Below are 14,786 nucleotides of genomic sequence, written 5' to 3' on the forward strand. Positions count from 1 at the left end.
GTGATACCGCCCGGCTTCATCCAGGATTTGCTTGCCCGCGTCGACGTCGTCGAGGTGGTGGGGCGGCATGTCGAGCTGAAAAAGGCCGGCATCAACCACAAGGGCCTCTGCCCTTTCCACGGCGAAAAGTCACCCAGCTTCATCGTCAGCCCGAGCCGTCAGACCTACCACTGCTTCGGCTGCGGCGCGCATGGCAACGCCATCGGCTTCCTGATGGAACACACCGCGGCCACGTTCGTCGAGGCGGTCGAAGATCTCGCGCAGCAGGTCGGCATGCAGGTGCCGCAAGACGAACGCAGTCCCGAGCAACGCGAACGGGCCAAGGCCGACAAGGCCAGGCAGCAGAGCCTGACCGACGTGCTGGCCCGCGCGGCAGACTTCTACAAGGCGCAGTTGCGCAAGGCGCCGCGTGCGGTCAGCTACCTGAAAGGCCGCGGCTTGACCGGCCAGATCGCTGCCCGCTTCGGTCTGGGCTATTCACCCGAGGGCTGGCGCTCCCTGGCCAGCGGTTTCCCGTCCTACGACGACCCGCAGCTCGTCGAATCCGGATTGGTTATCAGCCCGGAGGTCGAGCCCGGTGAGGACGCGAAACGGTACGACCGCTTCCGGGACCGGATCATGTTCCCGATCCGCAATGTGCAGGGCGAGGTGATCGGCTTCGGCGGGCGGGTGCTGGACAAGGGCGAGCCCAAGTATCTGAACTCGCCCGAAACGCCGGTGTTCAGCAAGGGTCGGGAGCTATACGGCCTGTTCGAAGGCCGCCAGGCGATGCGTCAGCGCGGCCACGCCTTGGTCGTCGAGGGCTATATGGACGTGGTCGCCCTGGCGCAACACGGCATCGCCAACGCGGTCGCGACGCTGGGCACGGCCTGCACGGCGGAGCATGTGCACAAGCTCTTCCGCCACACCGAGTCCGTCGTCTTCAGCTTCGACGGCGACGCCGCCGGCCGCCGCGCCGCGGTGCGCGCGCTGGAGGCCGCCCTGCCCCATGCGACCGAGACGCGCACGGTCAAGTTTCTCTTCCTGCCGACCGAGCACGACCCCGACTCCTATGTGCGCGAGCTGGGTGCGGAGGCCTTCGAGCGCTGCATCGAAGGGGCCGTGCCGCTGTCGCGCCAGCTCATCACCGTGGCGGCCGACGGCTGCGACCTCGGCACGCCCGAAGGCCGCGCCCGCATGCTGGCCCAGGCCAGGCCGCTGTGGAGCCTGCTGCCGGACAGCCTGTTGCGGCGGCAACTGCTGGGCGAACTCGCACGCCAGGGGCAGATGCCCGAGGCCGAATTGCAGGCGCTGTGGTTGGGCGCGGCAGCACCGCCCCCATCCCCAGCTGAGCCGGCGACTCGGGCCGAAAAGCCGCGTTGGCAGCCCAAGGCTGAATGGAAGCCAAAAGGCGACTGGAAATCGCGCCGCGACCGTGATGCGGAACCCCGCCCGGCAGGTCCGCGGACCGCGCCGGCGACCGCCGTTGACCACGCCACCCGGCTGCTCCTGCAGCACAGCGAGCTTTGGGAGACGCTCGCCGATGAAGACCGGGCCCTGTTGCACGACCTGCCCGGCCTGTACGGGGAACTCATCCAATGGCTGGAGCGTCAGCTGACCCATCATGGTGCCGCACCCTGGGCGGCCATCGAGGCGGGGCTGATTGAATCCGGCCTGGTCGCCCGCGCCGCCCAGGTTCTGCACCCGGTGCACGAACTGGGCGGCGACGCCCACCCCGCCAAGGAGTTGACTGCGGCCCTGGCCAAGCTGCGGCGCGACCAGATCGACACCGAAATCGCCAATCTGCTGGCGCAGCCCGCACTCAGTGAGGCGGACCGCCAGCGCTATCGGGAGTTGCGCGCCCGAGCGGATGAGTTCAAAGGCGGTCCGCAGGCGGCCTGATCAGGGTTTACCTGTCACAGTTTTGCAATTCAGCCGCGCTTGACCCATAATCTCGCGTTTTCCGCGCGCGTCAACAAGAGTGACGGCAGAGAAATGCCGGACCCGGCCACCCAGCGACACTGGGCAACTCGCTAAGAGTTTTGATGGCCAAAATATCCGCCAGCTCTGCATACCAAACGATCACGCCAGCTTGTTCGCGCCACGCCAGGGTCCCTCGCTCGATGTTGGAGTGATACCCGGTGACGAAAGCCACCGCCCCCATGCCCCGCCGGTTTTGAGTCCGAGCCTGGGTTGGCCGCGGTGGCTGCTGCATTTCTGATTGACCGCGCAAACCCCCGAAGGACCTGCATGACCGCCAAGAAGACCGCGCCCAAGGCCAGCCCCGCCCCCGCCGACGAGCTCAAGAAGAAGACTGCCGTGAAGGCGGCTGCCGACGCGCCGGCCAAGACCGCTGCCAAGGCTGCCGCCAAACCGGCTGCAAAGGCAGCGGCGGGCGAGGACGACAAGCCCAAGCGCGGCCGCAAGCCCAAGGCGGAGACCGAGACCAAGAAGGCCGGCAGCAAGAAGGAAGTCGATGAAGACGTGGACCTGTCCGACGTCGACGCCGAGCTTGAAGGCGAGCCTGAAGCTGAAGAGACGACGGCGGTTGTCGCGGAAGACACGCCCAAGGCCAAGCCGCTGCGCATGAAGGTCAGCCGCGCCAAGGAGCGCGCGCTGATGCGCGAGTTTGGCCTGGAAGAGACCGCGCTGACGGAAGAAGAAGCCGTCAAGCGCCGCTCCGAGCTGAAGACCCTCATCAAGATGGGCAAGACGCGTGGTTTCCTGACGCACCAGGAAATCAACGACCACCTGCCCGAGAAGCTGGTCAGCGAGGAAATTCTCGAGGCCATCATCTCCATGCTCAACGACATGGGCATCGCGGTCTACGAGCAGGCGCCTGACGCCGCCACGCTGCTGATCCAGGGCAACACGACGGCCACCTCGACCGAGGAAGAAGCCGAAGAAGCCGCTGAAGCCGCGCTGTCGACGGTGGACTCCGAGTTCGGCCGCACGACCGACCCGGTGCGGATGTACATGCGCGAGATGGGCACGGTCGAGCTGCTGACGCGTGAAGGCGAAATCGAAATCGCCAAGCGCATCGAGGGCGGCCTGCAGGCCATGATGCTGGCGATTTCGGCCTCGCCGACGACCATCGCCCACATCCTGGAGTTCGCGACCAAGATTCGCGCCGGCGAGATGCAGATCTCTGAGGTGGTGGACGGTTTTGTCGCCGCCGACGAGGCCGACGACTATGTTGCTGAAGAAGACTTCGACGAGTTCGACGAGGAAGACGACGACGACGGCAACGGCGGCTCCAAGGCGCTCACCAAGAAGCTCGAAGAGTTGAAGAACGCCGCACTGGTGAAGCTGGACACCATGTCCGCCGCCTTCGACAAGATGCGCAAGGCCTTCGAGAAGGACGGCTACAAGTCGGTCCCGTACAACAAAGCCCAGCAGGCCATCAGCGCCGAACTGATGACCATCCGCTTCACGGTCAAGACGATCGAAAAGCTGTGCGACATCCTGCGCAGCCAGGTCGACGACGTGCGCCGCTACGAGCGTGAACTGCGCAAGATCGTGGTGGACAAGTGCGGCATGCCGCAAGAGCACTTCATCAAGACCTTCCCGCCCAACGCGCTGAACCTGAAGTGGGCCGAGAAGGAAGTTGCCGCCGGCAAGCCGTACAGCGTCATCCTGGCCCGAAACCTGCCGCCCGTGCAGGAACTGCAGCAGAAGTTGACGGACATCCAGGCCAAGGCTGTCGTGCCGCTGGACGACCTGAAGGACATCAACAAGAAGATGAACGAGGGCGAGAAGGCCTCTCGTGATGCGAAGAAGGAAATGATCGAGGCCAACCTGCGCCTCGTGATCTCGATCGCCAAGAAGTACACCAACCGCGGCCTGCAGTTCCTGGACCTGATCCAGGAAGGCAACATCGGCCTGATGAAGGCGGTGGACAAGTTCGAATACCGCCGCGGCTACAAGTTCTCGACGTATGCAACGTGGTGGATCCGCCAGGCCATCACGAGGAGCATTGCCGACCAGGCCCGCACCATCCGTATCCCGGTTCACATGATCGAGACGATCAACAAGATGAACCGCATCTCGCGCCAGCACTTGCAGGAGTTCGGCTTCGAGCCGGACGCGCCGACGCTGGCCGAGAAGATGGAGATCCCGGAAGACAAGATCCGCAAGATCATGAAGATCGCCAAGGAGCCGATCTCCATGGAGACGCCGATCGGCGACGACGACGACAGCCACCTGGGCGACTTCATCGAGGACACCAACAACACGGCGCCCATTGAGGCAGCGATGCAGGCCGGCCTGCGCGACGTGGTGAAGGACATCCTCGACTCGCTGACGCCGCGCGAGGCCAAGGTGCTGCGCATGCGCTTCGGCATCGAGATGCAGAGCGACCACACGCTGGAAGAAGTCGGCAAGCAGTTCGACGTGACTCGCGAGCGCATCCGCCAGATCGAGGCCAAGGCGATCCGCAAGCTCAAGCACCCGAGCCGGTCCGACAAATTGCGGACCTACCTCGACAACCTCTGATCGCTGTATTCGCAACAAAGGCCGGCATGTCCGGCCTTTCTTACGCCGATAAACTGACCCCATGACCGCGATCCGAGAGCGCACCGTCCTCTTTGCCGACTTGCGCGGCAGCACCGGGCTGTACGAATCCCTGGGTAATGCTGAGGCAAGCGGCATGGTCACGCAGACCATCAACCAAATCAGCGAAGCCGTGCTGGAAAGTGGCGGCCAGCTCATCAAGACGCTGGGTGACGGCCTGATGGCGGCCTTCGACACGCCGCGCGACGGCGTGCGCGCGGCACAGCGCATGCAGGAGCTGCTGGAGCGCACGGTGCAGCGCGCCCGCCGCCAGAACAACCCGGCACTTCTCGCAATGCGCCTGCAGGTGGCGCTGGCACGCGGCGAGGTCGTCGAGCTCAACGGCGACTGCTTCGGCGACGCGGTCAATGTCGCCGCTCGTCTCATCGACCATGCCGGCGATGGCGAGATCCTCGTCACGGCCGAGGTGCTGGGCGGCCTGCATCACGCCTCCAAGGGCCGCTTCCGCAGCCTGGACCGGATCTCTGTGCGCGGTCGTGTCGAGCCGGTGCACGTCTACCGCCTGGATGCCGCGCCGCTAGTCAGCGCTGACGCCACCGCCACGCAGTTCGGCGAGCCCATGCGCTCGGTCGAACCTGACGGCATGCGCCTGGTCTGGCAAGACCTGGACCGTGTCTTCGACATCGGCGCCATGCCCATCGTGCTCGGGCGCAGCGTGCAGGCCACCTATTGCATCACCGACGCACGCGTGTCCCGTTCGCACGCACGCATCGACTGGCAGGGCAGCAGCTTCGAACTGACCGACCTTTCTTACAACGGCACCTATGTGCGCTTCGGCGTCTCCGGCGAAATGCTGAGTCTCAAGCGCGGCAGTTGCACGCTGCATGGCAGCGGCATCATCGGCCTGGGCGGCCTTCCCACCGACGACCAGTCGCCCATCGTGCGCTTCGAAGTACTGCACTTCGCCGACACGGAGCCCCAGCCCTTCGGCGGCCCGCGCTCGAGACGCTGACCTTTCTCATGCCCTTCCTTCCCGAACCGCCGCATCGCCACGGCGCCCCTCCTGCTGGCCCCGACATGGCCGTGCTCTTCTGCAACCTCGGCACGCCCGACGCGCCGACGGCGCCAGCGCTGCGGCGCTACCTGGCCCAGTTCCTTGCCGACCCCCGCGTCGTCGAGATCCCCCGGCTGATCTGGCTGGCCATCCTGCACGGCATCATCCTGCGCCTGCGGCCGGCCAAGTCGGCGGCCAAGTACGCGACGGTATGGACGCCGGAAGGCTCGCCACTGAAGGTCTGGACCGAGAAGCAGGCCAAGCTGCTGCAAGGCCTGCTGGGTGAGCGTGGCCTGCGCGTGCGCGTCGCCTACGCCATGCGCTATGGCCAGCCCGCCATTGGCCAGACGCTGGACGCGCTCAAGCGCGAAGGTGTGCGGCGCGTGTTGGTGCTGCCGGCCTACCCGCAATATTCGGGCGCAACGACGGCCAGCGTCATCGACGACGTGGCGCGCTGGGCGCTCAAGACCCGGCATCTGCCCGAGCTGCGCTTCATCAACCGCTACCACGACGACCCCGCCTACATCGCGGCGTTGGCGCAGAGCGTGCGAGACCACTGGCAGCGCGACGGCCGCGCCGACAAGCTGGTCATGAGCTTCCACGGCATGCCCGAGCGCACGCTGCACCTGGGCGACCCCTATCACTGCGAATGCCTGAAGACCGGTCGCCTGCTCGCCCAAGCGCTGGCGCTGAAGGACGGCGAATGGTTGGTGACCTTCCAGAGCCGCTTCGGCAAGGCCAAGTGGCTGCAGCCCTATACCGAGCCCACGTTGATCAAGCTGGCCCAGGGCGGTCTCAAGTCGGTCGACCTCATCTGCCCCGGGTTTTCGGCCGACTGCCTCGAAACCCTGGAGGAGATTGACCAGGAAGCCCGCGCCGCTTTCCTGGCTGCCGGCGGCCATCGCTTCGCCTACATCCCTTGCTTGAACGACCACCAGGCCGGCATGCGCGCGCTCGCCGGCTTGGCCGAACGCCATCTGCAAGGCTGGCCGACCGAGGTGCTGCACGCGGACGCCTTGACCCTGCAACGCCAGCGAGCCGAGGCTGCCGGAGCGCAACTGTGACCGAGGCGCCGACCAGCATGCGGCTGGACAAATGGCTCTGGGCAGCGCGCTTCTACAAGACCCGTGCCCTGGCAGTCGACGAGATCAATCTCGGCCGTGTGCGCGTGGGCGGCCAGCCGGTCAAGCCGGCGCGGGACGTCAAGGTCGGCGACCTGCTCACCATCCGCATCGGCACGCTTGCCCGCGAGGTGGAGGTCAAGGGTCTGTCCAACCAGCGCGGCCCGGCGCCCCAGGCGCAAACGCTATATGCGGAGACGGCAGCGAGCATCACGGCGCGTGAGGCCGCCGCCGAGGCGCGCCGGCTGGCGCCGGAGCCCGCCGCCAGCATCGAGCAGGGCCGGCCGACCAAGCAGGATAGGCGGCGCCTGGCCGACTGGGACCGCTGGTCGGCCTCCCTGGACGACGTGGAAGACCCTGGCGATCCGGGTTGACCCGGATCATTCCTTTTTGAATCTCCCCTCTTGAAACCGGGACATCGCGCCCAACGTCGACGCGATCCTGCCCATTCATGCCATGACGACCGAACATTCCCTGCCCGAAGACGCGGCCGGCGCCACCGAGCCCACGGCCGCTGACCTGAACCCCGAAACCCTGACCGCTGAGCTCGAAGGCCTGAAGCAGCGATTGGCGGAGATGAGCGACGCCTATCTGCGCGCCAAGGCCGAGGCTGAAAACGCCCGCCGCCGTGGCGATGAAGACGTTGCCAAGGCGCGCAAGTTCGCCATCGAAAGCTTTGCCGAAGCCATGCTGCCCGTGATGGACAGCATGGAGGCGGCCATCGCCACGCCCAGCGCCACGGTCGACACCGTGCTCGAAGGCGTGCACGCCACCCGCCGCCAATTGTCCAGCGCGCTGGAACGCAACAAAGTCGTCGAGATCAACCCCGGCCAGGGCGCCAAGTTCGACCCCCACCAGCACCAGGCCATCTCGGTAGTGCCGGCGCCTCAGCAGGACGCCAATACGGTCGTCACGGTGCTGCAAAAGGGCTTCCTGATCGCCGACCGCGTACTGCGGCCGGCTCTCGTGACGGTGGCCGCGCCGAAGTAATGCACTAGCCGCCGTTCTCTTGAAACGGCGCGACTTATCCACAACTCGAACACATCAACAAATCTTCAGGAGTTCCAAATGGGAAAGATCATCGGCATTGACCTGGGTACCACGAATTCGTGCGTGTCGGTCATGGAAGGCAACACCACCCGCGTGATCGAGAACGCCGAAGGCGCGCGCACCACGCCGTCCATCATCGCCTACCAGGAAGACGGCGAGATCCTCGTCGGCGCCTCTGCCAAGCGCCAGTCGGTCACCAACCCGAAGAACACGATCTACGCGGTCAAGCGCCTGATCGGCCGCAAGTTCACCGAGAAGGAAGTGCAGAAGGACATCGACCTGATGCCCTATGCCATCACCGCGGCCGACAACGGCGATGCCTGGGTGGAAGTGCGCGGCAAGAAGCTGGCGCCGCAGCAGGTCTCGGCCGAGATCCTGCGCAAGATGAAGAAGACCGCCGAGGACTACCTCGGCGAGGAAGTGACCGAGGCCGTCATCACGGTGCCGGCCTACTTCAACGACGCCCAGCGCCAGGCCACCAAGGACGCCGGGCGCATCGCGGGCCTGGACGTCAAGCGCATCATCAACGAGCCCACTGCCGCGGCCCTCGCCTTCGGCCTGGACAAGCACGGCAAGGGCGACCGCAAGATCGCCGTGTATGACCTGGGCGGCGGCACGTTCGACGTCTCCATCATCGAGATCGCCGACGTGGACGGCGAGATGCAGTTCGAAGTGCTGTCGACCAACGGCGACACCTTCCTGGGCGGCGAGGACTTCGACCAGCGCATCATCGACTACATCATTGCCGAGTTCAAGAAGGACCAGGGCGTCGACCTGACCAAGGACGTGCTGGCCCTGCAGCGCCTGAAGGAAGCCGCCGAGAAGGCCAAGATCGAGCTGTCCAACTCGTCGCAGACGGACGTCAACCTGCCCTACATCACGGCTGACGCGACCGGCCCGAAGCACCTGAACGTCAAGCTGACCCGCGCCAAGCTGGAGTCGCTGGTGGACGAGCTGATCGAGCGCACCATCGCCCCCTGCCGCGTGGCGGTGAAGGACGCTGGCGTCGCGTTGAGCGACATCGACGACGTGATCCTGGTCGGCGGCATGACCCGCATGCCCAAGGTGCAGGACAAGGTCAAGGAGTTCTTCGGCAAGGAACCGCGCCGTGACGTCAACCCCGACGAGGCCGTGGCCGTCGGTGCCGCCATCCAGGGCCAGGTCCTGGGCGGCGAGCGCAAGGACGTGCTGCTGCTGGACGTCACCCCGCTGAGCCTGGGCATCGAGACCCTGGGCGGCGTGATGACGAAGATGATCAAGAAGAACACGACCATCCCCACCAAGTTCAGCCAGACCTTCTCAACCGCCGACGACAACCAGCCGGCCGTGACGATCAAGGTCTACCAGGGCGAGCGCGAGCTGGCCCAGGCCAACAAGTCGCTGGGCGAGTTCAACCTTGAAGGCATCCCCCCGGCACCGCGTGGCACGCCGCAGATCGAGGTCAGCTTCGACATCGACGCCAACGGCATCCTGCACGTCGGCGCCAAGGACAAGGGCACCGGCAAGGAGAACAAGATCACCATCAAGGCGAACTCGGGCCTCTCCGAAGCCGAGATCGAGAAGATGGTGAAGGACGCCGAAGCCAACGCGGCCGAGGACAAGAAGAAGGTCGAGCTGGTGCAGGCCCGCAACCAGGCCGACGGCATGGTGCACAGCGTGCGCAAGTCGCTTGCCGAGCATGGCGACAAACTCGAAGCCGCCGAGAAGGATGCCATCGAGGCCGCTGCCAAGGCGCTCGAAGAAGCCATCAAGGGCGACGACCAGGCCGACATCGAAGCCAAGACCGAGGCGCTGATGACGGCCAGCCAAAAGCTGGGCGAGAAGGTCTATGCCGACCAGCAAGGCGCCCAGGCGGCTGCAGCGGCTGCGGCCGGTGCGGGCGGTGCGGCTGAGCAGCCCCAGGCGTCGGCGCAAGCCGAAGCGAAGCGCCCCGCCGACGACAACGTCGTGGATGCGGAGTTCAAGGAAGTCAAGGACAGCAAGTAATCCTTCGATGACTTCACAGCCCGGGAGCGCTCATTCAGCGCCCTCGGGCTTTTTCCCTTGAAACGAGAAGCGGCAAACATGGCTTCCAAGCGCGATTACTACGAAATCCTCGGCGTCGCCAAGAACGCGAGCGACGAGGACATCAAGAAGGCCTACCGCAAGCTGGCCATGAAGCACCACCCCGACCGCAACCAGGGCGACGGGGCGAAGAAGGCTGAGGAAAGCTTCAAGGAGGCCAAGGAGGCCTACGAGATGCTGTCCGATGCGCAAAAGCGCGCGGCCTACGACCAGTACGGCCATGCCGGTGTCGACCCCAACATGGGCGGCGGGCGCGGCGGCCCCGGTGCGGAAGGCTTCGGCGGCTTTGCCGAGGCTTTCGGCGACATCTTCGGCGACATCTTCGGCGGCCAGGGCGGCCAGCGCCGCGGCGCGGGCGGCCAGCAGGTCTACCGGGGCAGCGACCTCAGCTACGCGATGGAGATCACGCTGGAAGAGGCCGCTCGGGGCAAGGAGACGCAGATCCGCATCCCGAGCTGGGAAGGCTGCGAGACCTGCGGCGGCACCGGCGCCAAGCCGGGAACCAGCGCCAAGACCTGCGGGTCATGTGGGGGCTCGGGCACGGTGCACATGCGCCAGGGCTTCTTCAGCATCCAGCAGACGTGCCCACATTGCCATGGCAGCGGCAAGATCATTCCCGACCCCTGCACGGCCTGCAGCGGCCAGGGCAAGGTCAAGAAGACCAAGACGCTGGAAGTGAAGATTCCGGCCGGCATCAACGAGGGCATGCGCATCCGCTCCGCGGGCAATGGCGAGCCTGGCGTGAACGGTGGCCCGAGCGGTGATCTCTACATCGAGATCCGCATCAAGCAGCACGACATCTTCGAGCGCGATGGCGACGACCTGCACTGCACGATGCCGGTGTCAATGATCACGGCGGCACTTGGCGGCGGCATCGAGGTGCCGACGCTGGGGGGCAAGGCCGAGATTGAGCTCCCGGAAGGCACCCAGCACGGCAAGACTTTCCGCCTGCGCGGCAAGGGCATCAAGGGCGTGCGTTCCAGCTATCCCGGCGACCTCTACTGCCACATCGCCGTGGAGACGCCGGTCAAGCTGACCGAGCATCAGAAGAAGCTGCTCAAGGAGCTCGACAAGAGCCTCAAGGACGGCGGCGAGCGTCACTCGCCCAACGCCAAGAGTTGGACCGATCGGGTCAAGGACCTGTTCAAGTAAGCCCTGGCTTACCCGCCGAGCCGCGACACCCGACCGGGTCTCGCGGCTTTTTTGCGCCGGTTCTCCGCCGATCCGCGCCAGCCCGGCCTGCGTCGTAAGTCACGCCGCTTGTCGTATTGCGGTATTTACCAGCTCACCCGCGCGCGCACATCAACCCTAAAGTTCGCCGACTGTCACACCGATGACTCATAAGTGATCCATTCGCCGTCCCTTGCGCTCACAGTCCACGGCTTCGCGCCGCGGAAGGAGTCGGCATGTTCCTGATGGACAACACCATCCAGGCGGCATCGGCGCTGATCATCGACGGCAATGCCAATTCACGCAGCCTGATGTCCGCCCAGTTGCGCGACCTCGGCGTCGGCACGGTGCGGCAGACGCCGCGCGTCAAAGATGCCCGCGTGATGCTGGAGCACCAGACCTTCGACATCGTGCTGTGCGACTACCACTTCGACGCCAGCGACACCTCGGGCCAGGACCTGCTGGACGAGCTGCGCCGCGAAGGCCTGCTGCCCTACTCGACCGTCTTCGTCATGGTGACCAGCGAAGCGACCTACGCCAAGGTCGCCGAGGCCGCCGAGGCCGCGCTGGACGCCTACCTGATCAAGCCCTACACCAGCGCCAACCTGGCCGAGCGGCTGGCCAGCGCGCGGCAGCGCAAGCGCATCCTGAAAGAGATCTTCGAGGCCATCGAGAACCAGGATTTCGAGACTGCAGCCAATCTCTGCCTTGCCCGTTTTGAGGCCAAGGACAAGTACTGGCTTTACGCCGCCCGCATCGGTGCAGAGTTGCTGCTGCGCCTGAAGCGCTTCGCCGACGCCAGGGTCCTGTACGAGGCCATCATCGCGGCCAAGACAGTGCCGTGGGCACGTCTTGGTGTGGCACGCACCGAAGTCGCCACCGGCAACCTGCAGGCGGCCCGCCGCACGCTGGAGAACCTGACCGGAGACCTGCCCGACTACGCCGACTCGCATGACCTGATGGGCCATGTGCAGATGGAACAGGGCGACCTCGCGCAGGCGCTCAAGACCTACCAGACCGCCGCGACGCTCACCCCCGGCTGCCTGCTGCGTCTGCAGCGCTGCGGGTCGCTCGGCTTCTACGCCGGCCAGCGCGCGGAGGCGCTGAAGATGCTTGAACGCGCCATGTCGCAGGGCCTGCGCTCCAAGCTTTTCGACATGCTCAGCCTGGTGTTGATCGGGTTGATGCGCTTCGACGCCAAGGACACCAAGGGCTTCAAGTACGCCCACGACTCACTGACCGCTGCGATGGAACGCGCGCCGGGCTCCATCCGCCTGCAGCGCTTCGACCTCGTCTTCCGCGGCTTGGCCTTTTTGCTGGAGCGCCGCGTCGGTCAGGCCCTGGTCGTTGCGCGCGAATTCACCCAGCACGCGGACAGCGGCAATTTCGACCTTGAGGCCGCCTCGCTGCTGACGGCGCTGTGGCTACGGCTTTGCAGCCAAGAGGTCGAGCTCGAAGAAATGATGCCCATCCTGCGCAGCTTGGGTGTGCGCCATTGCGCCACCAAGGCGAGCACCGAGATCCTCGTGGCGATGTCGGAAACTCATCTAGCCTCGGCGGACCAGTTTCGCGACTGTCACCAACAGATCTTCAACGTCGCCGAGACGGCAATGCGGCATTCGCTGCGCGGCAGCGCCAAGGTCGCCGTCGAGCTGTTGATCCAGCAGGGGGAGGTCACGCGCAATGCCAAGCTCATCGACATGGCTGGCCTGGTGCTGAAGCGCCATGCCGACAAGATCGACAGCGCCGAGACGCTGGCCGATCAGATCGACGCCTTGCACAGCCGATATGTGAAGCCCATGGGCAGCAGTCCCGGCAAGCCACGCGCTGCCGGCGGCGTGGCGCTGCGCGCGCCCGAAGCCGCTGTCGCCGGCTGAGCGGCAGCTCTCAAACCCATCCCCCGGCTTAACGCGGCCAGCCACTAAAAGAGGCTGCCTTGTGTGGTCGCCTTGGGCGGCCTGCGGAACAGGCCCAGTTCCACCGGCCGCCGCTTGTTGCGCAAGCCGAGCTTGTTGACCGCGCGCTGGAACCGCGCCTGCAGCAGCTCGGCCCAGACGCCCTCGCCCGTGAAGCGCGTGCCGAAACGCGCGTCGTTGTCCTTGCCGCCCCGCATGTCGCGGATGCGCGCCATCACGCGCTCGGCGCGGTCGGGGAAGTGGCGTTGCAACCAGTCCTGGAACAGCGGGTTCACCTCCCAGGGCAGGCGCACGGGAATGCTAAAGGCGCTGCTGGCGCCGGCCGCTGCGGCGGCTTCCAGGATGCGCTCCAGTTCGGGTTCGTTGATGAAGGGAATGATGGGCGAGACACTCACACCCACCGGCACGCCGGCTTCGGCCAACGCCTTGATCGTGCGCAGCCGCCGCGCCGGCGCCGCCGCACGTGGCTCAAGGATGCGCGCCAGTTCGTTGTCCAGTGTCGTCACCGACAGATAGACAGACACCAGGCCCTGGGCCGCCATCGGCGCAATCAAATCGAGCTCGCGCTCGATGCCAGCGGACTTGGTGACGACCGAGAAGGGATGGGCGCATTCCGCCAGCACCTCGACGATGCGGCGCGTGATGCCGAGCTTGCGCTCGACGGGCTGGTAAGCATCGGTCGCCGTACCCAGCACCAGCGAACGCGGTTCATACCGGGCACTCGCCAGCGTCTCGCGCAGGCGCTCGGCCGCATTGGCCTTCGCGACGATGCGCGTCTCGAAGTCCAGCCCAGGCGACAGGTTCAGATAACTGTGCGTGGGCCGCGCGAAACAGTAGATGCAGCCGTGCTCGCAGCCGCGATACGGGTTGATCGAGTAGTCGAAGTTGATGTCTGGGGACTGGTTGCGCGTGACGATGCTCTTGGCGTGCTCTTCGATGACCTGCGTCTCGGGCGGAAGATGCTCTTGCGCGGCGTCCTGGTCCAGCGCCCCCCAGCCGTCGTCGAACTGCTCACGCTCCCTCTGCTCGAACCGATGCGGCATGGCAGTTGCGGTGCCGCGGCCCTTGATGGATTCAAGCGGCACGAGTGCGGGTTGTGCCGCGGCGATACGAGTGGGCGAGGTCGACATGCTGTAAATATATACAGTATTTGACCGGCCGCTGAACGGCTTTTGCGCCAAGCTGTATCACACCGGCCTTCAGGTCGTCGGCCACCGCCTACGACAGGACGTGCCAAGCGCTGACCGCTTGATCAAACGGCGTCGCCGAAAGTGGAGCCATCACTGCGGAGGCTTCCATGAGCTTGCACACCACCATCTCTTCTTCCCGTGTCGAAGGCACTGATGTCTACAACCTCGCGGGCGAGAAGCTCGGAGCCATCGACGATCTGGTCATCGACAAACGCACGGGCCATGTGCGCTACGCGGCGCTCGAGTTCGGCGGCTTTCTCGGCATGGGGACCGACAGGTTTGCGCTGCCCTGGAGCATGCTGACCTATGACACTGAGAAAGACGGTTATGTCGTCAACCTTGACATGGAACAGCTTAAGAGCGGCCCCCGATACGCCAAGGACGAACGGCCGGATTACTCTGACGAATACGGTCGCGGTGTCTATGACCACTACGGCGCACCCTGGGGCATTTGAGGCCCGCCGGTCATTCAACTGAACGGAGCAGACGATGAAGCCGCAGCAACGCCTGTTGCAGGTGACGTCGGGCATCGTCATCACGCTGGCGGTTCTTACGGCGTGTCGCAAGGAAGTGCCGCCGCCGAATCCGATACCGGCACCTGACCGCCTGCCGAAGCCGACCACCTTGCAGCCGGCGACTCAGTTCGCCGCTGTCCCCTTTGTCGGGTTCGCCAGCGGCTAGCGGCGAGCCGCTAGGTGATTGTCCCCAGGCCAGGCCGCAATGCTTGGGC

At 65.5% G+C, this 14,786-nt stretch carries 12 protein-coding genes; 11 read left to right on the forward strand and 1 reads right to left on the reverse strand.

Annotated elements, in window-relative coordinates; translation table 11 throughout:
• From dnaG to ASC81_RS16690, 9 genes are all read left to right on the forward strand, one after another.
• A complete protein-coding gene (gene dnaG / locus ASC81_RS16650; protein ID WP_056269331.1) occupies window positions 1-1,881 on the forward strand; it encodes a DNA primase in 1,881 nt (626 codons plus the stop codon).
• 348 nt (window positions 1,882-2,229) lie between these two features.
• Window positions 2,230-4,473 carry an RNA polymerase sigma factor RpoD gene (gene rpoD, locus ASC81_RS16655; RefSeq protein WP_056269333.1) on the forward strand — a complete coding sequence of 748 codons (2,244 nt, stop codon included), beginning with the start codon at window positions 2,230-2,232 and terminating at the stop codon, window positions 4,471-4,473.
• A gap of 61 nt (window positions 4,474-4,534) precedes the next feature.
• Window positions 4,535-5,503: an adenylate/guanylate cyclase domain-containing protein gene (locus ASC81_RS16660; RefSeq protein WP_056269334.1), complete on the forward strand. Its 969-nt coding sequence runs from the start codon at window positions 4,535-4,537 to the stop codon at window positions 5,501-5,503.
• Window positions 5,504-5,511: 8 nt separating this feature from the next.
• Window positions 5,512-6,609, forward strand: coding sequence for a ferrochelatase (gene hemH, locus ASC81_RS16665; protein ID WP_082536581.1), 1,098 nt, complete (start codon window positions 5,512-5,514; stop codon window positions 6,607-6,609).
• Window positions 6,610-6,626: 17 nt separating this feature from the next.
• The gene (locus ASC81_RS16670; protein WP_200946895.1) at window positions 6,627-7,040 is read left to right on the forward strand and encodes an RNA-binding S4 domain-containing protein; all 414 of its coding nucleotides are present in this window, start codon (window positions 6,627-6,629) and stop codon (window positions 7,038-7,040) included.
• A gap of 82 nt (window positions 7,041-7,122) precedes the next feature.
• Complete coding sequence (gene grpE, locus ASC81_RS16675; protein ID WP_082536582.1) at window positions 7,123-7,656, forward strand: nucleotide exchange factor GrpE; 534 nt, start codon at window positions 7,123-7,125, stop codon at window positions 7,654-7,656.
• 36 nt (window positions 7,657-7,692) lie between these two features.
• Window positions 7,693-9,702: a molecular chaperone DnaK gene (dnaK, locus tag ASC81_RS16680; RefSeq protein WP_255354440.1), complete on the forward strand. Its 2,010-nt coding sequence runs from the start codon at window positions 7,693-7,695 to the stop codon at window positions 9,700-9,702.
• Between the two features lie 78 nt (window positions 9,703-9,780).
• The gene (gene dnaJ, locus ASC81_RS16685) at window positions 9,781-10,932 is read left to right on the forward strand and encodes a molecular chaperone DnaJ (protein WP_056269342.1); all 1,152 of its coding nucleotides are present in this window, start codon (window positions 9,781-9,783) and stop codon (window positions 10,930-10,932) included.
• A 254-nt stretch (window positions 10,933-11,186) separates the two neighbouring features.
• A complete protein-coding gene (locus ASC81_RS16690; protein ID WP_056269344.1) occupies window positions 11,187-12,827 on the forward strand; it encodes a response regulator in 1,641 nt (546 codons plus the stop codon).
• A 44-nt stretch (window positions 12,828-12,871) separates the two neighbouring features.
• On the opposite strand, the gene ASC81_RS16695 is transcribed toward ASC81_RS16690, so the two are convergent.
• Window positions 12,872-13,996 carry a PA0069 family radical SAM protein gene (locus ASC81_RS16695; RefSeq protein WP_056269346.1) on the reverse strand — a complete coding sequence of 375 codons (1,125 nt, stop codon included), beginning with the start codon at window positions 13,994-13,996 and terminating at the stop codon, window positions 12,872-12,874.
• A gap of 167 nt (window positions 13,997-14,163) precedes the next feature.
• Here ASC81_RS16695 and ASC81_RS16700 point away from each other — a divergent pair, with 167 nt between their 5' ends.
• Both ASC81_RS16700 and ASC81_RS16705 read left to right on the forward strand, forming a co-directional pair.
• Window positions 14,164-14,511: a PRC-barrel domain-containing protein gene (locus ASC81_RS16700; RefSeq protein WP_056269348.1), complete on the forward strand. Its 348-nt coding sequence runs from the start codon at window positions 14,164-14,166 to the stop codon at window positions 14,509-14,511.
• Window positions 14,512-14,545: 34 nt separating this feature from the next.
• On the forward strand, window positions 14,546-14,737 hold the full coding sequence (locus ASC81_RS16705; RefSeq protein ID WP_056269349.1) for a hypothetical protein: 192 nt from the start codon (window positions 14,546-14,548) through the stop codon (window positions 14,735-14,737).
• Window positions 14,738-14,786: the final 49 nt, after the last annotated feature.

This window comes from Pelomonas sp. Root405 (assembly GCF_001425165.1).
Lineage (GTDB): Bacteria > Pseudomonadota > Gammaproteobacteria > Burkholderiales > Burkholderiaceae_C > Pelomonas.

Excerpts from the sequence above, each read along its gene's own strand:
- rpoD (WP_056269333.1), top strand. The coding sequence starts at position 2,230 with ATGACCGCCAAGAAGACCGCGCCCAAGGCCAGCCCCGCCCCCGCCGAC.
- ASC81_RS16660 (WP_056269334.1), top strand. The coding sequence starts at position 4,535 with ATGACCGCGATCCGAGAGCGCACCGTCCTCTTTGCCGACTTGCGCGGC.
- hemH (WP_082536581.1), top strand. The coding sequence starts at position 5,512 with ATGCCCTTCCTTCCCGAACCGCCGCATCGCCACGGCGCCCCTCCTGCT.
- ASC81_RS16670 (WP_200946895.1), top strand. The coding sequence starts at position 6,627 with ATGCGGCTGGACAAATGGCTCTGGGCAGCGCGCTTCTACAAGACCCGT.
- grpE (WP_082536582.1), top strand. The coding sequence starts at position 7,123 with ATGACGACCGAACATTCCCTGCCCGAAGACGCGGCCGGCGCCACCGAG.
- dnaJ (WP_056269342.1), top strand. The coding sequence starts at position 9,781 with ATGGCTTCCAAGCGCGATTACTACGAAATCCTCGGCGTCGCCAAGAAC.
- ASC81_RS16690 (WP_056269344.1), top strand. The coding sequence starts at position 11,187 with ATGTTCCTGATGGACAACACCATCCAGGCGGCATCGGCGCTGATCATC.
- ASC81_RS16695 (WP_056269346.1), bottom strand. The coding sequence starts at position 13,996 with ATGTCGACCTCGCCCACTCGTATCGCCGCGGCACAACCCGCACTCGTG.
- ASC81_RS16700 (WP_056269348.1), top strand. The coding sequence starts at position 14,164 with ATGAGCTTGCACACCACCATCTCTTCTTCCCGTGTCGAAGGCACTGAT.
- ASC81_RS16705 (WP_056269349.1), top strand. The coding sequence starts at position 14,546 with ATGAAGCCGCAGCAACGCCTGTTGCAGGTGACGTCGGGCATCGTCATC.